Raw genomic sequence first — 23054 nt, 5'->3', positions numbered from 1 at the left:
TGCCCGGTCATAGCCGACGATCGGCTCTCGGGTCACCTACATACACTGACGGGCATGGCATGCCGCATCAGTGAGCTGGTCATCGACTGCGCCGACCCCGAACGGCTCGCCGCATTCTGGAGTGAGGTCCTCGGCTACGTCGAACTCGGCCGGGAGGACGACGGAAGCATCGAGATCGGGCCGCCCGGCGCAGGCTTCGGCGGCCCGCAGCCCACCCTCGTCTTCGGTCCCAGCGGCGACCCACGGGCCGGGAAGCTCCGGCTGCACATCGACGTCAACCCCACCGACCGCGACCAGGACGCCGAACTGGAACGGCTGCTCGCCCTCGGTGCCAGGCCCGTCGACGTCGGTCAGACCGGCACCGAGAACTGGTACGTCCTGGCCGACCCGGAAGGCAACGAATTCTGCCTCCTGCACACCCGGCTCCAGCCCCTCTGACCGGGCCGCACCACGCCGAGCGCTTCAGTCGGCGATCCGTCGGCGATCCGTCGCGAGGCGAAGCGCTCGGTCGCATCGGCCTCGGCATCGGGCCGGGCGCTGCATGCGGCGTCGCGCGGGAGCTTGCGACGGAGAGCTCTCCCGACGACCCGGTGGTCGCTTCTCCTCACTGCCGGGGGTCATGGAAGGCGTCCGATCGGGTACCCGGATCCCGTCGGCGTCGGGCGCGAGGCGAGGAGCCAGGGTGAGGGACATGGACGGCGCGCCCCTGTCGGGGTGCGCGGTGCTGGTGACGGGTGCGTCGAGCGGCATCGGGGCGGCGACCGCCCGGGCCCTCGCCCGTGAGGGCGCCTCTTTGGCGCTGGTGGCCCGCCGGGCCGGGCGGCTCGAGGAACTGGCCGACGCGATCCGCGGGTACGGCGGCACGTGCGTCGTGGTCCCCGCGGACCTGGGCGACCAGGCGCAGGCACGGCAGGCCGTCGACGAGGCGGCCCGGCGCCTCGGGCGGCTGGACGTGCTGGTCAACAGCGCCGGTCATGTGGCCCGGGGCGCGGTGGAGGAGGGGGACCCGGAGGAGTGGCGGCGGATGGTCGACCTCAATCTCACCGCCGTGCTGCACACTTCACAGGCGGCACTGCCGCACCTGCTCGGTGCGGTGGCGGACGGGCCGCGCGGGGTGGCCGACCTGGTGAACGTCAGCTCGGTGGCCGGGCGGGTGCCGCGCAGGAACAACAGCGTCTACTCGGCCACCAAGCACGCGGTGTGCGCCTTCAGCGAGGCACTGCGCCAGGAGGTGACCCGCAGGGGCGTCCGGGTGGGTCTGGTCGAACCGGGCATGACGGTCACGGAGATGACCGACGGGCACGCGTGGGCGCCCGTCGCCCGCGACATGCCGCAGGACGCCTGGCTGCGTGCCGACGACATCGCCCGGGCCGTCGTCTTCATGGTGACGCAGCCGCCGCACGCCGCCGTCAACGAGATCGCCGTGCGTCCGACGGCGCAGGAGATCTGAACGCGCGAGATCTGAACGCGCGGGACTCCCGAGGGGCAGGAGCTCCGGGAGGGGGAGTCCTCACCCGTCCTCGATGTCGGAGATGAGCTTGGTGCTCAGGTCGCTCTGCACCGCCAGCCGGGTGTGGCCGGCGTCCGGGCCGGTGCCCCAGGTCAGCGTGACCGTGGTGAACAGGTGCCCGGCGCCCGAGTCGTGATAGCGGACCTCCCAGTGCGTCGGCACGTCCTGCGCCCGCAGGACCCCGTCCGCGTGGTTGGCCTCCTCCCAGGCGGCCAGACGCTGCCGGAGGTCCTCGGTGAGGTAGTGCGCGCGCAGTTCCGTCGAGAGGTCGTCCGTGCCGTCGTCGACGGCGTCGATGTACGCCCCGTAGAAGTCGGCCACCCGGTCCACCGCGGAGTCGGGGCTTCCCTCCCGGACCGGGCTTCCCGCTTCTGTCCGCTCGTCGTCCGGCATGAAGTCCCCCCTGATATCCGGAAGTTCCAGCAATCACTGACATTCTGCCCGGATGGGGTGACATAAGTCCTGTGCGGTTCCTTTTTCGTGGCCGATTGCCGGGGAAGTGTGTACCTACTAGTGTGTACACGCCCGTTGATCATGGTCGAGAGGAGCCCCCTGACATGCCCTTCGTGCGCATCGATGCGTTGACGACCGACCCGGCCCGGCTCGACGCGCTCGGGCGCGCCGTGCACGACGCCCTGACCCAGGCGATCGGCATCCCGTCCGACGACTGCTTCCAGGTACTGACCGGTCACGACGGTGTCAGCAGCACGCTGCGCCACGGCAGTTACCTCGGTGAGCACCGTGACGACGGTGTCGTCTACGTCGCCATCACCATGCGGTCCGGGCGCACTCCCGCGCAGAAACAGGCGCTGTACCGGCGGATCGCCGAACTCGCCCATGAATACGGGGGAGCCGAGCCGCGGAACGTCTTCGTCACCGTGACCGAGAACGCGTCGGCCGACTGGTCGTTCGGTCATGGGGAGGCGCAGTACGTGACCGCCGCGACGGCCTGAGGCGTCAGAGCGCCTGCCGGAGCAGGCCGGCCGCCACCAGTCCCGCCAGGCCCAGGCCCGCGTCGGTCAGCCGGCCGCCGAGGATGTGCGCCACGTACTCGGGGACCGGCAGGACGACGGGTTCGAGGAACTCCTCCGGGTCCGGCTTCGGGTTGCCGACCCTGCGGCAGCCGCGCGCCAGGACCGCGTACCGCACCTGAGTGGCGTACGAGGCCAGATAGGTGCGCATGGCGATTTCCAGGGAGCCGGCCTCGTACCCGGTCTCCTCCAGCAGCTCACGGGCCGCCGCGTGCTCGACCGCCTCTCCCTCGGCGATCTGGCCGCCGGGCAGTTCCGCCAGGACCGTGCCGGGGCCCGGGCGGAACTGGCGGACGAGCACGCCGTGTTCGTCGTCGGTCAGCGCGACGACCGCGACGGTCGGCGACCCGTCGAGGATGTCCCAGTCCGACTCCCTGCCGTCCGGCTGGAGATATGTGCGGCAGCCGGCCGTCAAATAGCCCGCCAGCCCGGGTCGTTCGGAGGTCAGTGTCCACTCCAGCGCGTCGCGCACCTCTGTCACGCGCGGCATCCTATGCACCACGGAGGGCGCATGGCGTGCCGGCGTCAACCTGGTGTGGACCGCGAGCCGCTGGTCAGGTGCGGGACGAGGCGGCCTCGGCGCGGTGGACCAGGCCGGCGATCGGCGGGATGATCTCGGGCCACGCGCCGCGGGGGAAGCTGTGGCCCAGGCCGTCGACGGTGATCAGCTCCGCGCCGGGGATGGCGGCCGCGGTGGCGTGCCCGCCGCTGATGTCGCACATGACGTCGGCGGTGCCGTGGATGACGAGCGCCGGGACGTCGAGCGACCGCAGCCGTGCCGTGCGGTCGCCGGAGGCCACCGTGGCGACGGCCTGACGCTGCAGGCCCAGATGGTCGAGGCCCCGGTCGTAGGCGCGCCCGGCGACGTCCGCCGCGTGGGCCTCGTCGTACGGGAACCCCGGGGAGCCGATCAGCCGGAACGTCCGGACGTACCAGTCGATGTAGCCCTGACGGTCCTCCGGCGGCGATCCCACCCCGGCCAGCACCGCGAAGTCGGGCTGGCCGACGCCGAGATCACCGGTGGTGGACATCATCGACGTCAGCGACCGGACCCGGTCCGGATGCTCGATCGCGACCGTCTGGGCGATCATGCCGCCCAGCGAGGCGCCGACGAGGTGCGCGCCGTCCAGCTCCAGGGCGTCGAGCAGACCGACCGTGTCGGCGGCCATGTCCGACAGCGTGTAGGACGCCGACGAGGCGTCACCGGCCAGCGCCGCCTGGAGGTCGGGCACGGGCGCGTCGTGGAAATGCGTCGACCGGCCGCTGTCGCGATTGTCGAAACGGATCACCTGGACGCCGTGGCCGACGAGTTCCGTACAGAAATCCTCGGGCCAGTTGATCAGCTGGCCTCCGCCGCCCATCACCAGCACCACCGGCGGTGCCTTCGGGTCACCGAAGCGCTCGTAGGCCACTTCGATGCCCGACGGGCCGACGTTCAGGGCCTTCTCTTCGCTCACCGTCTCACCATCTCCCCACTGGACGGAACCGGGCGGAGGATAGGAAACATATCGGGAATCGGCGTCGGTGGACATGCGCGCGGGTGAACTGACGGGGGACGGGGCGGAATTCCTCAACGGGGGTCCAGGAGTGACAGGATGCGGGCGGCGAGGCTGTCGATGCTGTCGGCGTTGATGACCTCCAGGGCGGGGACCTCGCAGCCCAGTTCGCCCTGGAGCGCCACGACGAGTTCGGTGGCCATGAGAGAGTCGAGCCCGAGCGTGTCCAGGCCGCGCGTCCGGTCGACGCGCCCGGGGGCCCGGTGGGTGATGCGGGCGACGAGCGCGACCAGCAGATCGGCGAGTTCGGCCCTTCCGAGGTCCCGGACGGCGTCGGCCCGGGGGATGCGCGGCCCGGATCCCGGGCTGCCGCCGGGGACTTCGGGAGGCAGGACCGCGGAGAAGCGCGGCGTGCGCAGGCCCGGAAGGATCGTGGACAGACGGCGGAAGTCGAAATGGCCGACGAGGACGGCGCCGGCGTCCTCGTCCCCGCCGGGAGCGCCGTCCGGTCGGGTCAGCAACTCCTCCAGGGCGGCGAGGATCCCGTCGGTGCGCATCGGCGCGAGCCCCATGCGCTCCAGCACCCGGCCGACCTCCTCCGCGGAGGCGGACCCGGTCTCGCCGACGAGCCCCCAGCCGACCGCCAGCCCGGGCAGACCCGCCGCCCGGCGGGCCCGGACGATGCCCTCCATGGCGAGGTTGCCGGCGGCGTACGCGGCCTGCGCCCGGTGGCCGACGGTGGCCGAGACGGACGAGTGGACGACGAAGAAGTCCGGATCGCCGCGGCGGGTGAGCCGGTCGAGGAGCATGGTCCCGCGCAGCTTCGGCGCGAGGACCGCCTCGACGGCCCGGTCGTCCAGCTCCGTCAGCAGGGCGTCCTCCACGGCCATCGCCGAGTGCACGACGCCGCGCAGGGGACGGCCCCGGGCGGCCATGTCGTCGAGGACGGCGGTCAGTGCGACGGGGTCGGCCACATCCGCGGCGTACGCCGTGGCGGTCGCGCCCCTGCGCGCCAGCCCGGACAGCAGGCCGTCCGCGCCCGGGGTCGCGGCGCCGCGCCGGGACACCAGCGCGAGGTGGCGGGCTCCCCGGTCGGCGAGGAACCCGGCGACCGCGGCACCCAGGCCGGTGAGGCCGCCGGTGACCAGATAGGTGGCGTCGGGATCGCAGACGAGGCGCCGCGGGGGCTCGGTGAGGCGCGGGGCCGGGTCGAGGGTGACGACGACCTTGCCCACATGATGGGACCGGCGCAGGAGGGCGAACGCCTCCATGACCTCGTCGGCGGGGTAGAGGTGGTGCAACAGCGGCCGGTAGACGCCCTGGTGGACGCGGCGGGCGAGCTCCGCGACGTGGCGTGCCGACAGGGTCCGCTGCCGGTCCATCATCTGGAGGGCGTCCACCGCGTGGAACGACAGATTGTTGCGGAAGGCCCGCAGGGCCAGCCGGCCGCCGGTGTGGATGTCGCGCTTGCCGAGCTCCACACAACGCCCGCCGGGCCGCAGGACGTCGAGATTGCGGGCGATGGCCTCGCCCGCCAGGGAGTTGAGGACGACGTCGACGCCTTCGCCCCCGGTCAGCTCCAGCACCCGGTCGGCGAAGCCGAGGGTGCGGGAGTCCAGGACGTGGTCGGCGCCCAGCTGTTCCAGCAGGGTGCGCTTGGCCGGGCTCCCCGCGGTCGCGACGACCCGGGCCCCGGCGTGGCGCGCGTACTGCAGGGCGGCGAGCCCCACCCCGCCGGCCGCGCCGTGCACCAGGAGGGTCTCTCCGGCCGTGAGCCGGGCCAGGTGCTCCAGGGAGTGGTGCACCGTGAAGAAGGCGACGGGGAGGGTGGCCGCCTCGGCGAACGTCAGATGCTCCGGCACGCGGCCGGCGGACGCGGCGGGGACCACGACGTGCGAGGCCAGGGCGCCGGGCACACAGGCGAAGACCCGCTCGCCCACGGCCAGGGACACCCCCTCGCCGACGGCCGCGACCACGCCCGCGCACTCCAGGCCCGGACCGTACGCGGAGGGCTCGGCACCCGCCGGCAGGGAGCCGGTGGCCAGCAGGACGTCACGGTAGTTGAGCCCGGCCGCCCGGACCTCGACGAGCACCTCGCCCGGGCCGAGGGCGGCCGGGGCGGGGACGGGCACCCAGTCCAGCCCGAAGCCCGGACCGTGGCGGCGCAGACGCAGCCGGTGGGCACGCCCGGCGGCGGGGGCGGTGGCGGCGGGCAGCTCCCGCAGCCGCGGCACGAAGCGCCCGCCGGGCGCGAGGACGACCTCGTCCTCCGCCGTCGGGGCCAGCAGCTCGCGCGCCAGCCGCCGGGCGTCGTCCTCGGGGGACGGCCCTGGGGAGTATGCCAACCTCCTGACGGCGGGGCGCGGTTGCTCGTTGGCGAGACTGCGGGACACCGCCCAGGGCACGCAGTCCGCCGGGGACGGCGGGGCGCCCGCCGTGGGGACGGCCCCGGACGGGCCGGTGACCACCCACAGCCGGGGGTCGGCGTCGCGGGGGAGCGGTGCGCAGGCCCGGGCCACCGCGCGCAGCACCGCGGTCCGGGTGACGGCGCGGGCGAGGACCGCCCCGTCGTCCTGGTCCGCTCCTTCGTCCGCTCCCTCGTGCGCGAACAGGAGTACCAGGGCGGGCCGGGACGGGCAGGAGGACAGGTGAGGGGCCCACCGGTCGGGGTCGGTGGCGGGCGGGACGACGGTCACCGGGACGTCGACGGCCGTGCGCAGGGCGTCCGCGAGGGTCCGGGTGAGCGCGTCGTCCGGGCGCTCGGCGGCGATGACCCAGGAAGTCGGCGCGGAATCCGGCGCATGGAGGGTCGGTGTATGGGGGGCCGCCCGGATCGCGGGAGCGGTCATGGGCGCCCGGCGGGCGACGAGCACCGAGTAGTCGTCGTCGGCGCCCTCCGCGCCGATCCTGGCCGTCCCGTCGAAGCCGTGGGCGAGGAGCAGCTCACGCCATCGATCGGCGGACAACAGCGGGGAATCCGGGCGCAGTTCGGGGTCGTCCGTGCTCCAGAAGCTCTTCAGCGGACCGAAACAGGGCAACAGCCGGTCGAGGTTGTGGGTTTCTACGGCCAGCAGGTGACCGCCCCCGGCGAGCAGGCCGGCGAGCCGGCGGAGGGTCTCCCGCAGCCGGGTGGTGGCGTGCAGGACGTTCCCGGCCACGACGAGGTCGTAGGCGCCCGGGGCGAACCCCTGCTCCTCGGGCTCCCGGTCCAGGTCCAACGGCCGGAAGACGAGGTGGTCGTGGCCGGCGAAACGGGCACGGGCGTGCGGGAAGAACGCCTCGGAGACATCGGTGAACGTGTAGTGGACGCGTCCGGGCGGCAGCGCGTCGAGCAGTGCCGCGGTCAGCCCGCCGGTGCCGGCACCGGCCTCCAGGACGCGCAGCGGCCGGTCGGACGGCCAGTGCCGGACGAGCTCGCGGACGAGGCGGGCGGCCAGCCCGTTGAGACGACGGGAGACGGACGTCGCGGAGTAGTAGTTCTCCACCCACTGCCGGTCGCTCTCCCTGAAGAGCAGGGCGACGGGGTCGCGGCGGCCGAGGAGCACATCGGGCAGCAGGGCGCCGCAGTAGGTGTGCAGCACCGCTTCCGTCGCGCACTCCGGGACGGTCCGCATCAGCTGCTCCAGGACGCCGCGCGGGTCCGGGAGGGCCGTCGGCGACCAGCCGTCGTCGGTGCGGCGCAGCAGCCCCGCCCGCTCGGCGTGGCCGAGGGAGGCGCGCAGCAGCCGGCGGTGGACGGGGAGCGCCCCGGCCGCGATCAGACTGTCGGGCGTGTACGCGGCGGCCCCCGGCTCCAGGGTGCGGAGCGCCCGGAGGGTGAAGTGCGCGCTCAGCCGGTCGCCGAGACGGGCGGCCGCCGCGTACCGCCCGCCGTCCCAGGAGGTGTCGCGCGCCGTGCGCCGGACCGCGCGGACCAGGTCGGCGGGGGCGGGCAGTGCGGGCGCTCCGGCGGCGGTGCCGTCGGGCGCCGCGCGCAGCACCGTCGTCAGCCGCCCCGGCACGGTACGGGCGGCGTCGAAGCGGCGCAGCCGGCAGGCGTCGGCCTCGGCGACCACGCGGCCCTCGTCGTCCAGGAGCCGGAGGTCCCAGCACACCTCGCGCGGCGTGGCCTCGCGCAGGCGTACCTGCACCCAGCCCTCGTCCGGCGGCCGGTCCCACACCCGCAGGGCCGCGACGGCCGACGGGAGAAAAGGAACGTCGGGCGCGCCGGTGTGGTCCAGCAGGGGAGCGCCCGCCTGGAGCGCCCCGTCGAGGAGCGCGGGATGCAGGACGAACTCCCCGGACGCGGCCGGATCCCACGCGTCCGGGATCGCGTACCGCGCCAGCACCTCCCCGTCTCCGGTGTGCAGACAGGTGAGGACGGTGAACGCGGGCCCGTAGGCGATGCCGGCCGCGGCGGCGGAGGCATGGACGTCGGTCGCGGCCACCGTCCCGGTCAGACGGGCGCGCAGCGCCGGGACGTCCACGGCCGGGGGCCGCTCGCGCAGCAACCGTCGCAGCACCCCTCGGGCGTGCGGGCGCCAGGGGCCGGTGCCGTCGCGGCCGGTGATGCGTACCGTGCCGTCGGCCGGGTCGAGCGAGGTCTGGAGGCGGACGTCCATGCCGGGGTCGTCGAAGGGCAGGGTCAGGGCCCGGTCGACCGCGAAGTCCTCCAGCTGGACGGGGCCCCGGTGGTGGAGACGGCCCGCGCCCAGGGCGGCCTCGGCGAACGCGGCGGCGGGGACGACGACGGCTCCGGTGACGACGTGGTCGGCGAGCCAGCGATGCCGGGTGGCGTCGACGCGGAGCTGCCACAGCGGCTCGGCGTGGGCCGTGCGCTCGCCCAGGAGGGGGTGGTGGTGTCCGCCGTCGCCGCAGCCCTGCCCGAACCACCGCGGGGAGCCGTGCCAGTGGCGCTCCCGCTGCCAGGGATAGGCGGGCAGGGACCGGACGCGGCCCGGCACGGGGAAGAAACCGCCGACGTCCGTACGGGCACCGGCGGCGATCAGGGCGGCGACGGTCCGTTCGAGCGCGTCCGGGCCGTCCTGGTCGCGGGCGAGGGTGGGCAGGACGACCGTGGTTCCCCTCTCCGTGGTCCTCTCCTCGTCGCCGGCGAGCGTGCGGCGCAGGTAGTGGGCGAGCACCGGATGCGGGCCGATCTCCACGAAGGCGTCGCATCCCGTGGCCGCCAGTGCCCGGACGGCGCCCGGCAGTTGCACGGGCCGGCGGACGTTGTGCCACCAGTACTCCGCCGTCAGGTCTTCTCCCGACCGGAGGGCGCCGCTGACGGAGGAGGCGAACGCGAGCCGCCCCGGGTGCGGGCGCAGCCCCGCCAGGCCGGCCCGGAGGTCCGCCTCGACGGGGTCCATGTGCGCGGTGTGGAAGGCGTGGTCGAGGTCGAGCATCCGGAAGAAGACACCGCGCCCGGCCAGCAGGCGGGCCAGCCCGCCGAGAGCGGCCTCGTCCCCCGCCACCGTCACGTCGTACGGGCTGTTGACGGCCGCCAGCTCCAACCTGCCCCCGAAGGCGGGCAGTTCCCTCCCCGCCTGCTCGGGCGACAGCCCCACGGCCGCCATCCGCCCCGAACCCGCCGTCCGGGCCTGGGCGCCGCTGCGGTGGGCGACGACCTGGGCGGCCGACGCCAGGTCGAGTGCCCCGCAGGCGTGGGCGGCGGCGATCTCGCCGACGCTGTGCCCGGCCACGCCGGCCGGGCGCACCCCGTAGGCCGCCAGGGCGGCGGCGAGCGCCACCTGCACGGTGAACAGCAGCGGCTGGGCGACCTCCGTCCGCGCCTGCCGCGACGCGTCCGCGCCGTGGGCCAGCTCGTCGTGCACGGACCAGCCCAGCAGGGGCGAGAGGGCGGTGTCCACCTCCTCGACGGCCTTCCGGAACACGTCCGACGTCCCCAGCATCCCGCGGCCCATGCCCGGCCACTGGGAGCCGTTGCCGCTGTACACGAAGGCGACCGCGCCGTTTCCGAGGACGGGGGCGGGCCCGGCCTCCGCGCCCGCGCGCAGCCGGACGGCCGCGGTACGGGCGTCGGGGGCGAGGACGGCGGTGCGGCAGGGGTGGCGTCCGCGCCGTACGACGGTGGTGTGGGCGATGTCGTGGAAGGCGCGGGCGTCCGTGCCCGGGGCGTCCAGGCGGTCGGCGAGCGCGGTGACCGCCTCGGCGAGGGCCGCGGGAGTGCGCGCGCTGACCAGGACCGGCCGCGGGCCCCCGGGCGGATCCGGCGGTGCGGGCAGGACCGGGGCGGGAGCGAGGACGGCATGGGCGTTGGAACCGCCGAACCCGAAGGAGTTGACGCCCACCAGCCCGCCCGAGGCCGTGGCCAGGGGAAGGGGCTCGGGCACGGGCACCAGGCCCAGCCGCGCGAAGTCGATGGCCGGACTGACCGGACTGCCGTGCAGGGAGGGCGGGATGACACGGTGGCGCAGGACGAGGACGGCCTTGAGGAGACCGGCCAGCCCCGAAGCGGACTCCAGATGACCGAGATTGGTCTTCACCGACCCGATCGGGAGCGGCCGTCGCGGCGAGCACCGGCCGGCCAGCGCCGTCGAGACCGCCTCGCACTCCAGGGGGTCGCCCACCGGCGTCCCGGTGCCGTGCGCCTCCATGTACACCAGGGCGCGGGCGTCCGGGCCCGCCGGCCCGTACACCTGCCGCAGCAGATCGGCCTGCGCGCGGGCGCTGGGCTGGGCCAGGCCGGGGGTGCGGCCGTCGCTGTTGGTCCCGGTCGCCACGATCACCGCGTGGACGCGGTCGCCGTCCGCGAGCGCCCGGGCCAGGGGCTTGAGGACGAGGACCACACCGCCCTCGGCCCGTACGAACCCGTCGGCCGCCGCGGAGAAGGCGCGGCAGCGGCCCGTCGGCGAGAGCATCGACGCCTTGGCGAAGCCCACGAACTCATGGGGCCCCACGAGGATGTTGACCCCGGCGGCCAGCGCCGTCCCGCCGCCGGAGGCGAGGAACCGGCACGCCTGGTGGAGGGCGACCAGACTGGACGAACAGGCGGTGTCCACGGCGAGGGCCGGGCCGCGCAGATCGAGGAAGTGGGACAGCCGGCCCGCGGTGTTGCCCGTCGCCAGCCCCGTCATCGTGTGCCGGTCCACCGTCTCCAGCCTGCTGAGCTGGAGGTTGCCGTACGAGTGATTGGACACCCCGACGAAGACCCCGGTACCGGAACCGGCCAGCCGGGCCGGGTCGATGCCGGCGTCGTCCACCCCCTCGGCGGCGAGCTCCAGCAGGAGCCGCTGCTGAGGATCCATGCGGGCCGCCTCGCGCGGGGAGACCGAGAAGTACTCCGCGTCGAACCCCGCGATGTCGTCGAGCACCCCGGCCGCCGCCGAGTGACTGCGCCCCGGACGGCGCGGGTCGGCGTCGGTGAACTCCCGGGCGTCGAACCGCTCGGCGGGCATGCCCGTGACCAGGTCCCGCCCCTCGACGAGCGCGGACCACAGGTCGCCGAGACCGCTGATGCCGCCCGGCAGACGGCAGGCGATCCCGATGACCGCCACGTCGTCCCCCCGGCCGTCCGGGCTTCCCCGGCCGTCCCGTCGATGATCCATACCAGCCCCCCGACCGATCGCCCCCGAATGATCAATGGATCGACCGGAGCCTTCCCGGTCGGACAGGTGTGCAAGGACATCCTCCCGTGCATCCCCTCGAAAGAGTGAAAGTTGAGCGGCATGCTGAACACGGGTGAACTCCCGGTCGGCAGAGTGGAGATGAGGACGGGCGGACGGCTGGGGGAGGGGCATGGCGCGACCGCTCGGCGACGGTCTGTTGTGGGAGCTGACGCCGGAGCCGGTGTGGACCGGGGCCGACGCCGCCGTGCTGCTGCTCCCCGGAGTGGGCGGCACCACGGGCGACTTCGCCCTCTGGACCCGTCATCTCGCCCCCGCCTTCCGGGTCTTGACCGCTCGGTACCCGGGCCGCGACCGCACTGCGGACCCGCTGCCCGGACCGGCCGGCCTCGCCGCCGCGCTGGCCCACCGGGTGGTGCGCCATGTCCCGGAGCCCCTGCTGATCCTCGGGCACAGCATGGGCGCCGTCATCGGCTACGAGACCGCCTGCCGTCTCGCCCGTCACGGCCGGCCCGCCCTCGCCCTGCACGCGTGCGCGGCCTTCTCGCCGCCCGAGTACGCGGCCTTCGACCTGAACACCCGGACCATGGACGACGACGCCCTGACGGACCTCGCCCGCACCCTGGCCATCCCCCTGCCCCGCGAGGAGCGCGCACAGCAGCGCCACGACGCGCTGCGCGCCGTGCGCGCCGACCTGGCCCTGATCGACGCCTACGACTGCGGGCCCCGCCCCCGGCCGCTGGAATACCCCGTCACCGTCTGGAGCGGCCGCGACGACACCGTCGTCCCCGCCGCCTCGGCCCACCGCTGGCAGTCGGCCGCCCGACATCCCCTCACCCACCACACCCTCCCCGTCGCACACCACTGCCTCACCGACCGGCAGGCGATCGAGCCGATCACCCGAGCCCTGCGCGCCGGCGCCCGGTCCGGCGTAGGTTGACCCTGAAGGCGACGTCTCCCGTCGGGAGGAGAGGGCGATGCCCCGGAGCGCGGCAGTGGACGGATTCCGGCTCGTCTACGACCACACCGGGGCCGGCGCGCCGGTCGTGCTGCTGCACGGCTGGCCGGGCGACCGGACCGACTACCGCGATGTCGTCCCGTTGCTGGCCGGGACGTGCCGGGTCGTCGTCCCGGACCTCCGTGGATTCGGCGCGTCCGACCGGCATGCGCCTGATGACGCCCGCCCGTACAGCGCCACCGCCCAGGCGCGCGGCGTCCTCGGGCTCATCGGCGAACTGGGCCTGGAGCGCCCCGTCCTGGCCGGTTACGACATCGGCAGCCGCATCGCCCAGGCGGTCGCCCGCGACCACCCGGAGCGCGTGGGCGCGCTGGTCGTCTCACCGCCGCTGCCCGGTATCGGCGGTCGCATCCTCGCTCCGTCCGCCCAACGGGAGTTCTGGTACCAGCCGTTCCACCAGCTCCCGCTGGCCGGGCAGTTGCTCGACGGAAACCCCACGGCGATGCGCGCCTATCTGCACCACTTCTGGTCCCATTGGTCCGGGCCGCGGTTCACCCTCGCCCGGGCCGCCCTCGATCACCTCGTCTCCGTCTACGGTGCTCCCGGCGCCTTCACCGCCTCCACCGCCTGGTATCGCGCGGGCGCCGGTGCGGTCGCCGCGTCCCTGACCGAGAAACCCCCGGCCCGCGAGGCCCGGATCCCCGTCCCGACGACCGTCCTGTGGCCCGAGCACGACCCGCTGTTCCCCCGGGCCTGGTCGGACCGGCTCGACGACCACTTCCGGGACGTGGTCCTCGAACCGGTCGACGGCGTGGGCCACTTCGTGCCGGTGGAGGCCCCGGAACGCTTCGCGGAAGCGATCCTGCGACGGACCATGCGCGACTAATCAAACTTGACTACTGCTCCGCTCCGGCTTACCTTCTTCTCTGCTCGACCCTGTCCGGTTCCTGCCGACCGGAGCGACTGCCGACCGGAGCGACGAAAGAAGGACCATGACCGTTCTGCCCGACACCGGATACCGCCCCACGGCCGAGGAAGTCGCCGGCATCCACGCGTGGTTCGCCGCCTACGACGCGGCCAGCGGCCGACGCGACATAGAGGCGATGGCCGATCTCGCGGTCTTCCCCCTCAACCTCGTGAGCGACCGCCCGGACGGGGAGGGCGTCGGAGCCCAGTGGGACCGCGGCCGGTTCGTCGAGGCCATGACCCGGATCATGGGGGAGGGCGACGAGGACATCGCCTTCGAGTCCACCCGCACCCCGGTCTTCCTCGGCCCCTCCATCGCCGTCGTCTTCACCGACTCGGTCATGACCGCGGGAGGGGAGACGCAGCGGCTGCGCTACGCGGACGTCCTCGTCCGGCGGGGTGCGACATGGGCGTTCCAGACGATGCTCCAGGGCGGCTGGGGAGACCAGTTGCCGTAAAGCCGGTTGTGCCGCGGGGTCCCGGCTCCGCTCACCGGCCGAGGAAGGCGTACCGCCGGTCGCGGGTGTGGAGCTGGAAGGCGAGGGCGGCGACGAGGACCGCGCCGAGGAACCACACCGGTCCCAGGCAGAGGTAGCGCACGGGAACGGAGTCGCGGAAGCCGGCGGTCGCGGCCACCTGCATGGCACCGTACGACGGCAGGAAGCGGATCAGGGCCTTGTCGGCGACCGGGTTGGCGATGGGGCTCTGCAGGCCCGTGTCGATGATGCTCGTCATGATGATCAGCAGCGTGCCCGCCAGCTCGCTGCGCAGCACGGCCCCGAGCATCACCCCGAACCCGCCGTACGTCAGAGCCCCGCTGCCCAGCGCGAGTCCGAGCAGCACCGGTTGCCGCGGCGGCCAGTAGAAACAGACGGACAGCGTCGCGTAGACGCAGGTCACGGCGGCGACCACCACCAGCGCGACGAACTTCGCCGTGACGAGGTGCCCGCGCGGATAACCGGCCATCGCCAGCCGCTGGTCGAAGCTCCCCGCCTTGAACGTGACCGAGAACATCATGAATCCGACGATGAGCGTCACCGCGTTCAGGGCGCCGGAGATGTTGCTGAGGTCGTTGCCGTGCGCGGTGACCGTCCCGTTCACGGCCCGCAGCAGGAAGCGTACGTCGGTCCGGTCGACGACCGCGTGGCCCAGGGAGATCCACAGCGGGACGAACACCACCACCAGGACGAGGGCCAGCCGGTTGCGGGAGTGCTCGAGCAGCGCGAAGCGGGCGGCGGTCGAGAAGTACGTCCAGGACGTGGGCACGGTCATCCCTCCGGGGCCGGGCCGGGGGCGGAGCGCTCGTCCCGCACCAGCCGCCCGTCCTCCAGCCGCCACAGCCGGTCGAAGCGGCCGGTGTCGTAGGCGATGTGGGAGACCACGAGGAACGAGCGGCCCGCCTTCCGCAGTTCGCCGGCCAGCTCCCAGAAATGCTGGTAGGCCTCCCAGTCGAAGCCCTGGTACGGCTCGTCGAGCAGCAGCAGCGGCGGATCGTGCATGAGGGCGAGGACGAGGTTGAGCTTCTGCCGGGTGCCGCCGCTGAGGGTGCCGATGCGGTGGTGCCGGTACGCCGTGACACGGAGCATGTCCAGCAGTTCGCGGGCCCTGTCCGGACCGGCGAGCCGGTAGGCGACCCGGAACAGCTCCAGGTGCTGGTCCACGGTGAAGGCCGGGTTGAGCACCGTCTCCTGGGGGCAGTACCCGACGGGTCCCGGGCACTCGACCGTCCCGCGGTCCGGCCGCAGCCGGCCGGCGAGGACGCGGAGCAGCGTGGACTTCCCCGACCCGTTCTCGCCGACGATCCCGGCCAGGCACCCGGCCGGCAGCTCCAGTCCGGCGCCGCGCAGCACGCGGTTCCGGCCGTACGCGCGGTGGACGTCGCTGACGCGCAGCACGAACTCGCCGTCGGGGACGGGCTCTCCGTCGGGCACGGGTCCGAGCGCGGGTGGGGGATGTCCGGGCACGCGGTCTCCTCGCCGGAGAAGCAGGGCGATGACTGGGGGCGGTGGCAGCGGGGCGGTGGCACAGGGGCGGTGTCAGTGGGGAGCCCCATACTTATCACCGACGCCCGGCCCGGCGGCCTCTGCCGGCAGTCGTCCGATGGGGTGGTGCGTCGCTATGTCACGGTCGGGCATCCGAGGGGTGGGGCCGATGCGGGTGGTGGTTCTGGGCGAGTTCCGGGCGGACCGGGTGGTGCCGCCCCTGAGATCCGGCGGGGCGGACGTCGTCGTGCTGGGGTTCGCGGACCTCGGCGCGTTCCTGGGGGACGGCGTGGTGTGCGGGCGGCTGCCCGGGAGGCTCGGGGAGCAGAGCCTGCTGCGGCTGCTCGACGCGTACGGCGCGGACGTCGCCGTGCCGAACATGGGGTGCCGGGGGCAGGAGCAGTTCCTCCCCGTCTACGCCTCCGCCGCCGCCCGGTGGCACGGGGCGATGCCCGTGCACCCGCCGGGCTTCGCGACGCTGGCCAGCGACAAGGTGGCCCTGCACCGGACCGCGGGGGAGCGGGGATGGCCCGTTCCCCGGGGCCGGGTGTGCGACGGGCCGGGAGCGGTGCGCCGGGCCGTCCGGGAGCTGGGGCCGCCCGTGCTGGTGAAGGAGGCGCGCAGCGAGTTCCACGCGGGACGCCACTATGTGCGCGACGGCGGGGAGGCGGACCGGGTGTGCGCCGGGGCCGTCTTCCCGGTACTGGTCCAAGAAGCGCTGGCGGGCGAGGAGTTCGCGGTGGAGTTCCTCTCCCGGCCCGGCTCCGCGACGGCGTGGCCGGTGGCGTCCCTGGGCCGGCTCGACGAGGAGTGCGCGCCCGGCCGGCGGGTGCGGGTGGCCCCCGCGGCCCTGCCCGCGGGGGCGCGGCGGGAGCTGGACGCCATGGTGGCCGACCTCGTGCGGACGTTCCGCCCCCGGGGCCCCTGGCAGATGGACCTCGCCGTCACCGGCGACGGGCGACTCCGGATCATCGAGCTGAACGGCCGGCTCGGCGGCGTGTCCAACATGGGCTGGGCCGCCACGGGCCTCGACCCGCATGCCGCCCACGCCCGGGCCGTCCTGGGCCGCCCCTTCGAGGCGGCCCTCGCCGCCCGCCGGACCGCACTCGAAATCCCGGTGCGGAACGACGCCGCGCTGCCGCCCCCGCCGCCCGGGACGGAACTGCTGCCGTTTCCGGGGAGCCCGGCCAACCCGGGCCCCGCGGCCACCGGATTCCGCCGGTCCGTCCTCGGCGTCCCCGCCGGGCGGGAGGGGGCGGCGCGTGACTGGCTGATGTCGCTTCCCCCGGGCGCACTGCTCGGTTCCCCGCGTGCGGCGGTGGTTCAACTCGCCCGTGGCGCCGCCGCTCTGCGGGTCACGCCAGGAGGTTGGTGATGAGCTTGCGCACCCGCCCTTCGACGACCGGCAGGACGCCATGGACCAACTGGGTGCCGTAGACCACGAGCACGCCGGGCGGCGGACTGCACGTCCACCGCGTGTGCGGGACGTCGGCGAGGCGCACCGGACCGGTGCGGGCGGTGATCGCGTGGACGAACCGTGCGCCCGGCGCGTATGCACCACCGGCAGGCGCCGTGGCCTCGCTCCACAGGGCGTCGGCCGAGCACGTGTCGAGATGGAACTCGCCGCCCGCCTCCGCCTCCTGGAGGTCGAAGGCCACGCGCGCGATCCGCTGCGGGCGCGCCGCGGGGTCGCCCACGCCGTGCACATGCGGACGGATCCGGTCGCCGGGCCCGAGGTCGTGGTAGAGCCACGGATCGACGGACACGGCCGACGGGAACGCCCGGCGCAGGACGGGCAACGCCCGCCGGACGGCCCCGTCGAGGAGGTCCTGCACGGACCGGGGCGGCGGCGTCCCCTCGCTCGGGCGCGCGGGGACCCAGCCGGTGACGGCCAGGTGCTCGTCCAGGAGCCCGGTGACCTCGGCGGTCTCCTCCGGTGTGAGGAATCCCTCGACGGTCTGGACGGCCAGGGTCTCGGTCATGTGGATCACGGAGCGGCTCCCCTCGCGGCACCCGGCGGCACAGCCGTCATTGCAGTACGGGGAGCGGACCGCCGCCAAGCGTGCGTACCGGCCAACATCCGTCTGCCGCGGCCCGATTGGCGAAAGGGCCGCGGTTGACCCGGTCCACGCCCCCGGCCGAGGGTGAGGACTCCCGCGACCCTTCCGAGGCGAAGAGGTGACGTTCATGCGCGCACGCCCGGACACCGAGGTGCTCGTCGTCGGCGCGGGCCCGGCCGGGCTGCTGCTGGCCTGCGAACTGGCCCTCGCCGGTGTCCGGACGGCCGTGGTGGACAAGCGCCTCCGAGCCCACCGCGAGTCCCGGGCGCTCAACCTGCACCCGCGCAGCCTGGAACTCCTCGACCTGCGCGGCCTGGCGGACCGCTTCCTCGCCGCGGGCCGCACCGTACCCGGCTGGCAGTTCGCCGCACCCCTCAAGCGCCCGCTCGACTTCACCGTCCTCGACACCCGCCACCCCTACGCCCTGCTGCTGGCCCAGTCCCGCACCGAGGAGCTGCTCGCCCGGCGGGCGGAGGAACTCGGCGTGCCGATACGCCGGGGACACGAGGCCGTCGCCCTGCGACAGGACCCCGACGGCGTCGAGGCCGACGTGGACGGCCCCGACGGCCGCGTCACCCTCCGGGCCGCGTACGCGGTCGGCTGCGACGGCGGCCGCAGCGCCGTCCGGCAGGCCGCGGGCATCGGCTTCCCGGGCACGGACGAGTCGATGACGGCGGTCGTGGGGGACTTCGCCACCGCCGACCACGACGACAACGAGCGCGCCCGGCGGCACGGCGTGCTCGTCGCCCGGCTGGAGGCGGGACTGACCCGGTACGTGGTCATGGACCCGCTGCGCCTCCGGGTGCCCTCCACCGAACCCGTGACCCTGGAAGAGTTCCGCACCTCGCTGAGACGGGCGTGCGGCACGGACTGCGGCGTCGGACGGCCCCGCTGGCTGTCGCGGTTCGGCAACACCACCCGCCTGGCCGAGACCTACCGCCGCGGCCGGATCCTGCTCGCCGGCGACGCCGCCCACATCCACTTCCCCGTCGGCGCCCAGGGCCTCAACACCGGCCTCCAGGACGCCATGAACCTCGGCTGGAAGCTCGCCGCCGCGGTGCGCGGCTGGGCACCGCCCGGCCTCCTGGACACCTACCACGGCGAACGCCACGCCGTCGGCCGCGCGGTCACCACCCTGACCCGCGCCCAGACCCTCCTGGTCGAGCTCCCCCTCACCCCCGCGTACGGCGAATCCGCGACGCTCCTGTGCGAGCTCTTCGACGCCCTCCTCGGTATCGGGGACGCCAACCGCCACCTGGCCGGACGGCTCTCCGCCCTCGACACCGTCTACCCGTCCGGCGATCCGGCCGCCCACCCCCTCACCGGGGCACGCATGCCCGACATCGCCCTCACGACAGGCCAAGGGGCCTGGTACGTCCACGACTTCCTGCGCGACGGCCGCTTCGTCCTGCTGCACCTGGACGGTGAAGGTGACGGTGACGGCCACGGCCACCGCACGGCCGGTCCCGTGCGCACGGTCCGTGCGGCGCAGTACGAGGAGCACCCCGCCCTCGACGGCGCCACGGAGGTCCTGATACGCCCCGACGGGCACGTCGCCTGGGCCACGCGCACCACCGGCTCCCGCCCCCGCGCCGCCGAACGCGCCCGGGCACTGGCCGCGTGGACGGACGCCTCCGGCCGCGACGGAGCGGGCCCTCACCCCTGAGGCAGGCCGACGACCCCCACCGCCCCTTCCACCAGACTGCCCAGATACAGCCGTCCCTCGTGCTCGCACACGCCCGTCACCATGCGGAACTCCCTTCCGGAGCGCTGGAGATCGTGGACCGGGCGTCCCGAGGAGTCGAGCGCCATGACCCAGGCGGTGGCGCGCGGGCCGGGGCGCAGCGCCTCCGGCAGGGACCAGACCGCGCGGCGGAGCGCGGGGTGCGTGCGGTGCAGGAGGTCGAGCGCGGGCTGCCGGGGGGCCACCAGGGCCACCCAGATCAGACCGCCCGGGCCGGTGGAGAGATTGTCGGGGAAGCCGGGCAGGCCGTCGGCGAACACCTCGTGCCGGCCCGCCCGGGGGCCCGTGAGCCAGAGCCGCCTCAGCCGGTAGGCGCCGGTCTCGGCCACCACGAGGAAGGAGCCGTCGGGCGCGAGGGCCACGCCGTTGGCGAAGTGCAGCCCGTCGAGCACCACTTCGGCCCGGCCGCCTCCCGGTTCGCAGCGGACGAGCCGTCTGGTGCCCGAGTGCTCCAGCAGGTCGGCCATCCAGTGCCGGAGCGGGAAGCGGCTGCTGGCGTCGGTGACGTAGAGGGCCCCGTCCGGCGCGGCGACGACGTTGCTGCAGAGCCCGAGCGGCCGGCCTCCCGCCTCGCGGAGGACCGTGCGGACCCGTCCGGACCCGGGCTCCACCCGCAGCAGTCCGCGCTCGGCGTCGCAGACCAGCAACCCGCCGTCCGGCAGCGGGCACAGGCCCAGGGGACGGCCGCCCGTGTCGGCGACGATGCGCGGTCCGCCGCCGGACGGGTCCAGGGACAGGATCCGGCCGTCCGCCACACCGGTCAGGACGTGGCCCCGGGCGTCGACCCGGACGTCCTCCGGTCCCGTACCGCCGCCCAGGGGGAGGCGGCCGACCGGTGGCATCGGGACGGGGCCGACACGGAGCCGGGACCTCCGGGGGCGCGGCGGCGGACGCCAGACGACCGGCCGCAACGCGGGCTTGTCATACGCCGGCTTGTCATGCATGGGCAGGCCTCTCGCAGGGGCCGCCGGGCGTGACCCGGCGGCCGGGGACGATTGCGCACGGCGATCGTGCCAGAGGGGTCCGACAACGGCCGTCCGTCAGGCGCCGTTTGCCGCCCCCCTTGGCAGCGGGCACCCGCCCTGCCATAGTCCGTACCGGTCCGCGCCCGTGACCCGGCAGCCCCAGGAGGTGCCTCCATGCGCGGAGTTCTCGCCGCAGCCCTGACCGCCGCCCTCGGCACGGGAGTTCTCACGGGCCCGCCCGCGCGGGCCGCGGTACCGCCCCCGGACCCGGTGGTCTTCGTCCACGGCCGCAACGCCGGTCCCGGGGTCTGGGGCGCGATGACGGCGGAGTTCACTGCGGCGGGGTATCCGCGGGACCGGCTCTTCGCCTGGTCCTACGACACCGCCGCCTCCACCAACGAGGCGCTCGGCGAACGGCTTTCGGCCTACGTCGACACGGTGCTGGCACGCACCGGCGCCTCCCGGGTGGACCTCGTCGCGCACAGTCTGGGCAGCCTCCCCACGCGCTGGTACGTCAAGTTCGGGGACGGCGGCCGGAAGGTGGCGCACTGGGCCTCGCTCGCCGGGCCCAACCACGGGACGGACGTCGCCTGGCTCTGCGCCCTGTGGGACCAGGGGTGCCGCGACATGACACCGGGCTCCTACGTCCTCACCCGCCTCAACGAGGGGACCGAGACGCCGGGACCGGTGCGGTACGCGACGTGGTGGTCGTCGTCCGACGAGCAGATCGACCCCGTCGGGAGCACCCGGCTGGCCGGCGCGGTCAACACCGGGACGGACGGCCTGCGCCACAACGACTTCCTTTCCGACCCCGCGGTCTCCCGCCAGGTGCGCGCCTTCCTCGCCGGCTGACCCGGGGGCCGGGTCCGCGGACGCTCGAAGCGGACGAAGAGCCGGCGGAGCACGAGCAGGACGGCGGCGAAGAGGGGCAGCCACAGCAGCCGGGCCGCCACCCAGCCGGGCCGGTCGGGCGCCGTGTGCAGACCGGGCAGCGGCCCGGCCGCCAGGGCGGCGGCCGTGACCGCCGTCATCGCCGTCTGGTGCCACAGGAAGACCGTCATGGCGGAGAGGTTCGCCAGCGCCACGGCCGCCCAGAGCAGGGGGCGCCGCATCGCCCGGCGCAGCGGTGCGCGCAGCATCAGGGCCAGACCGCATTGGGCGAGACCGAAGGTGACGGCGGCCAGGGTCGGCGGATTGAGGTTGGACACCGCAGCGCCCGGGACGCCGACCATGGCGGCCGGGTAGCCGCAGAACAGGACCAGGGCGACCGTGGCCGCCACGCCGCCGGCGAACAGCGGCAGGCCGGAGCGCCCGCGCGCGAACCGGCCCCGGGCGCAGGCCGCGCCGAGGGCGTACGGCACGAGCCAGCCGGCGGCCACGTTGATCCAGCCCGGCCAGGACGGCCCGCCGAGCCCGAAACGGACCGCGTCCACGGCCGCGACGACGGCCAGCGGCACCAGCGGGTGCGTCCGGACGGCCAGCGGCGTCGCCGCCGTGAGCGCCGCGAACACCAGGAGGAACCAGAGCGGGGACACCACCAGCCCCACCAGTGTGCGCAGGGCGCCCGGGTCGGCGCCGCAGGCCAGGGCGGTGCCGCAGACCGCCGCCCACACGGCGAGCACCACGAGGACGAGGCGCCCGAGCCGGCGGAGCCGGCCGCCGAGCCACGCCCGGTACGCGATGCCCCGCGCACGGGCGGAGGCGTGGCTGCGGGCACCGCAGACGCCGCCGACGAAGAAGAACAGCGCCAGCGTCTGGAACGTCCAGGAGAGCGGCGTCAGCCACGGCATGTGCTGCAACGGGCTCGCGCCGCGCAGCGTGCCGTCGCCCGCGACGAGCGCGGTGACCAGCCAGTGGCCCAGGACGACACCGAGGATCGCGACGGCACGCAGGGCGTCGAGGCTGCGGTCACGGTCCGGTGGGGTCGCCGCGTCGAGGGCGCGGGCCAGGGCACGGGGTCCGGGCATGGGGCTTCCTTCCAGGGGCCCGCGCGGAGATGCGCGAGGTGGAGGGAAGGTAGGGGGCCGGGCCGGTGCCCGGCGTCATACCGGGGAGCCAAGTCGGGCCTGGCCCCTCGGTACGACGGGTATCGGGACGGCGCGGACGCTGCGGCCCGAACTGTGGCCCGAACTACGGCCCGAACGTCACGGTCCTCACGTGCTCCCGCGTCGTGCGGTCCAGGAGCAGCACCGACGCCGCCTCCGCCACGGCCGCCGGCACCGGGCGGCCACCGTGCGGCGCCGTGCCGGGGGCGGGCAGCGTGGACAGGAGGCGGGACAGCCCGCGGTGGTGACGGTCGAAGACGCCGGGACGGGTACGGCGGCCGCGGGCCCGCTGCCCGGCCAGGGCCTCGGCCGGACCGACGTCCAGCAGGACGAGGTGGAGCTCACGGCCCCGGCGTCCGGCGGCGCGGGCGAGCCAGCGGCGCATCCACGCGCGGCTGCCGCAGTCGTGCACCAGGAGCGGGCCGCCGGCGCGGACGCCCGCGCGCAGCCACCGGAAGTGGCGTGCCCGCGCCCACGGGCGGTAGACCGCGTACGGCAGGAAGTCCGGCATCACGGACTCGCAGGCGACGTGGACGTCACGGGGATCGACGACGCGCCCGGCCCCCGACCACCGGCGCAGCAGCGTGCTCTTGCCGCTGCCCGGCAGGCCCGAGACGACGACCACGGCCCCGGCGGGGTAGGCCAGCACCTCCGGGCCGTGCCCGCGCCCGCGCAGGTCCATCAGTCCTCGCGGCGCCGCCGTGCTGCGTATGCCGTCCCCTGCACTCACGA

Annotated in this window: 18 protein-coding genes and 1 pseudogene; 9 read left to right on the top strand and 10 right to left on the bottom strand. The window is 74.8% G+C overall.

Features of this window, described 5'->3' with window-relative positions:
* The first annotated feature begins 54 nt into the window (after positions 1-54).
* Together AB8735_RS00860 and AB8735_RS00855 are read left to right on the top strand one after the other, a co-directional pair.
* The gene (locus AB8735_RS00860) at positions 55-438 is read left to right on the top strand and encodes a VOC family protein (protein WP_372404331.1); all 384 of its coding nucleotides are present in this window, start codon (positions 55-57) and stop codon (positions 436-438) included.
* A gap of 253 nt (positions 439-691) precedes the next feature.
* Entirely contained in the window at positions 692-1450 is a 759-nt protein-coding gene (locus AB8735_RS00855; RefSeq protein WP_344029164.1) for an SDR family NAD(P)-dependent oxidoreductase, read from the top strand.
* A 60-nt stretch (positions 1451-1510) separates the two neighbouring features.
* On the opposite strand, the gene AB8735_RS00850 is transcribed toward AB8735_RS00855, so the two are convergent.
* A complete protein-coding gene (locus AB8735_RS00850) occupies positions 1511-1903 on the bottom strand; it encodes a hypothetical protein (protein ID WP_344029160.1) in 393 nt (130 codons plus the stop codon).
* 164 nt (positions 1904-2067) lie between these two features.
* Here AB8735_RS00850 and AB8735_RS00845 point away from each other — a divergent pair, with 164 nt between their 5' ends.
* Entirely contained in the window at positions 2068-2463 is a 396-nt protein-coding gene (locus tag AB8735_RS00845; RefSeq protein WP_372404328.1) for a tautomerase family protein, read from the top strand.
* 4 nt (positions 2464-2467) lie between these two features.
* On the opposite strand, the gene AB8735_RS00840 is transcribed toward AB8735_RS00845, so the two are convergent.
* The 3 genes from AB8735_RS00840 to AB8735_RS00830 all read right to left on the bottom strand — a co-directional run bounded on the left by AB8735_RS00840 (position 2468) and on the right by AB8735_RS00830 (position 11584).
* Entirely contained in the window at positions 2468-3022 is a 555-nt protein-coding gene (locus AB8735_RS00840) for an NUDIX hydrolase (protein ID WP_372404326.1), read from the bottom strand.
* 73 nt (positions 3023-3095) lie between these two features.
* Positions 3096-3998 carry an alpha/beta hydrolase gene (locus AB8735_RS00835; RefSeq protein ID WP_344029150.1) on the bottom strand — a complete coding sequence of 301 codons (903 nt, stop codon included), beginning with the start codon at positions 3996-3998 and terminating at the stop codon, positions 3096-3098.
* A 113-nt stretch (positions 3999-4111) separates the two neighbouring features.
* Entirely contained in the window at positions 4112-11584 is a 7473-nt protein-coding gene (locus AB8735_RS00830) for an SDR family NAD(P)-dependent oxidoreductase (RefSeq protein WP_372404323.1), read from the bottom strand.
* A 190-nt stretch (positions 11585-11774) separates the two neighbouring features.
* On the opposite strand from AB8735_RS00830, the gene AB8735_RS00825 reads away from it, so the two are divergent.
* From AB8735_RS00825 to AB8735_RS00815, 3 genes are all read left to right on the top strand, one after another.
* The gene (locus AB8735_RS00825) at positions 11775-12542 is read left to right on the top strand and encodes a thioesterase II family protein (RefSeq protein ID WP_372404321.1); all 768 of its coding nucleotides are present in this window, start codon (positions 11775-11777) and stop codon (positions 12540-12542) included.
* Positions 12543-12579: 37 nt separating this feature from the next.
* A complete protein-coding gene (locus AB8735_RS00820) occupies positions 12580-13446 on the top strand; it encodes an alpha/beta fold hydrolase (protein WP_372404319.1) in 867 nt (288 codons plus the stop codon).
* Between the two features lie 106 nt (positions 13447-13552).
* Positions 13553-13984, top strand: coding sequence for a nuclear transport factor 2 family protein (locus AB8735_RS00815; protein ID WP_372404318.1), 432 nt, complete (start codon positions 13553-13555; stop codon positions 13982-13984).
* 31 nt (positions 13985-14015) lie between these two features.
* Here the strand turns inward: AB8735_RS00815 and AB8735_RS00810 are convergent, their stop codons facing one another.
* Both AB8735_RS00810 and AB8735_RS00805 read right to left on the bottom strand, forming a co-directional pair.
* Positions 14016-14798: an ABC transporter permease gene (locus AB8735_RS00810; protein WP_344029135.1), complete on the bottom strand. Its 783-nt coding sequence runs from the start codon at positions 14796-14798 to the stop codon at positions 14016-14018.
* A complete protein-coding gene (locus tag AB8735_RS00805; RefSeq protein ID WP_372411744.1) occupies positions 14795-15418 on the bottom strand; it encodes an ATP-binding cassette domain-containing protein in 624 nt (207 codons plus the stop codon). The genes AB8735_RS00810 and AB8735_RS00805 overlap by 4 nt, the downstream gene beginning before the upstream one ends.
* 259 nt (positions 15419-15677) lie before the next feature.
* Between AB8735_RS00805 and AB8735_RS00800 the strand changes: the two genes are divergently transcribed.
* On the top strand, positions 15678-16883 hold the full coding sequence (locus AB8735_RS00800) for an acetyl-CoA carboxylase biotin carboxylase subunit family protein (RefSeq protein WP_372404316.1): 1206 nt from the start codon (positions 15678-15680) through the stop codon (positions 16881-16883).
* Here AB8735_RS00800 and AB8735_RS00795 read toward each other — a convergent pair.
* Entirely contained in the window at positions 16864-17499 is a 636-nt protein-coding gene (locus AB8735_RS00795; RefSeq protein WP_372404314.1) for a hypothetical protein, read from the bottom strand. The two genes, AB8735_RS00800 and AB8735_RS00795, sit on opposite strands and share 20 nt — an antisense overlap.
* A 196-nt stretch (positions 17500-17695) precedes the next feature.
* On the opposite strand from AB8735_RS00795, the gene AB8735_RS00790 reads away from it, so the two are divergent.
* Complete coding sequence (locus AB8735_RS00790; RefSeq protein WP_372404312.1) at positions 17696-19234, top strand: FAD-dependent monooxygenase; 1539 nt, start codon at positions 17696-17698, stop codon at positions 19232-19234.
* Here AB8735_RS00790 and AB8735_RS00785 read toward each other — a convergent pair.
* Complete coding sequence (locus AB8735_RS00785) at positions 19225-20154, bottom strand: SMP-30/gluconolactonase/LRE family protein (protein WP_372411743.1); 930 nt, start codon at positions 20152-20154, stop codon at positions 19225-19227. The genes AB8735_RS00790 and AB8735_RS00785 overlap by 10 nt on opposite strands.
* 297 nt (positions 20155-20451) lie before the next feature.
* On the opposite strand from AB8735_RS00785, the pseudogene AB8735_RS00780 reads away from it, so the two are divergent.
* Positions 20452-20946 (top strand): annotated as a pseudogene (locus AB8735_RS00780) (esterase/lipase family protein); the annotation flags it as partial.
* Here the strand turns inward: AB8735_RS00780 and AB8735_RS00775 are convergent.
* On the bottom strand, positions 20919-22244 hold the full coding sequence (locus AB8735_RS00775) for an acyltransferase (RefSeq protein ID WP_372404310.1): 1326 nt from the start codon (positions 22242-22244) through the stop codon (positions 20919-20921). The pseudogene AB8735_RS00780 and the gene AB8735_RS00775 sit on opposite strands and share 28 nt — an antisense overlap.
* 163 nt (positions 22245-22407) lie before the next feature.
* Entirely contained in the window at positions 22408-23052 is a 645-nt protein-coding gene (locus tag AB8735_RS00770; RefSeq protein ID WP_344029118.1) for an AAA family ATPase, read from the bottom strand.
* Positions 23053-23054 lie beyond the last annotated feature (2 nt).

This window comes from Streptomyces luteireticuli, from assembly GCF_041519305.1.
Lineage (GTDB): Bacteria > Actinomycetota > Actinomycetes > Streptomycetales > Streptomycetaceae > Streptomyces > Streptomyces luteireticuli.
This window is presented reverse-complemented; position numbering and strand designations above follow the sequence as displayed.

Bases quoted from the DNA above. Each gene is read 5' to 3' on its own strand.
- AB8735_RS00860 (WP_372404331.1), top strand. From the start codon at position 55: ATGGCATGCCGCATCAGTGAGCTGGTCATCGACTGCGCCGACCCCGAA.
- AB8735_RS00855 (WP_344029164.1), top strand. From the start codon at position 692: ATGGACGGCGCGCCCCTGTCGGGGTGCGCGGTGCTGGTGACGGGTGCG.
- AB8735_RS00850 (WP_344029160.1), bottom strand. From the start codon at position 1,903: ATGCCGGACGACGAGCGGACAGAAGCGGGAAGCCCGGTCCGGGAGGGA.
- AB8735_RS00845 (WP_372404328.1), top strand. From the start codon at position 2,068: ATGCCCTTCGTGCGCATCGATGCGTTGACGACCGACCCGGCCCGGCTC.
- AB8735_RS00830 (WP_372404323.1), bottom strand. From the start codon at position 11,584: ATGGATCATCGACGGGACGGCCGGGGAAGCCCGGACGGCCGGGGGGAC.
- AB8735_RS00825 (WP_372404321.1), top strand. From the start codon at position 11,775: ATGGCGCGACCGCTCGGCGACGGTCTGTTGTGGGAGCTGACGCCGGAG.
- AB8735_RS00820 (WP_372404319.1), top strand. From the start codon at position 12,580: ATGCCCCGGAGCGCGGCAGTGGACGGATTCCGGCTCGTCTACGACCAC.
- AB8735_RS00815 (WP_372404318.1), top strand. From the start codon at position 13,553: ATGACCGTTCTGCCCGACACCGGATACCGCCCCACGGCCGAGGAAGTC.
- AB8735_RS00810 (WP_344029135.1), bottom strand. From the start codon at position 14,798: ATGACCGTGCCCACGTCCTGGACGTACTTCTCGACCGCCGCCCGCTTC.
- AB8735_RS00800 (WP_372404316.1), top strand. From the start codon at position 15,678: ATGCGGGTGGTGGTTCTGGGCGAGTTCCGGGCGGACCGGGTGGTGCCG.
- AB8735_RS00790 (WP_372404312.1), top strand. From the start codon at position 17,696: ATGCGCGCACGCCCGGACACCGAGGTGCTCGTCGTCGGCGCGGGCCCG.
- AB8735_RS00785 (WP_372411743.1), bottom strand. From the start codon at position 20,154: ATGCCACCGGTCGGCCGCCTCCCCCTGGGCGGCGGTACGGGACCGGAG.
- AB8735_RS00775 (WP_372404310.1), bottom strand. From the start codon at position 22,244: ATGCCCGGACCCCGTGCCCTGGCCCGCGCCCTCGACGCGGCGACCCCA.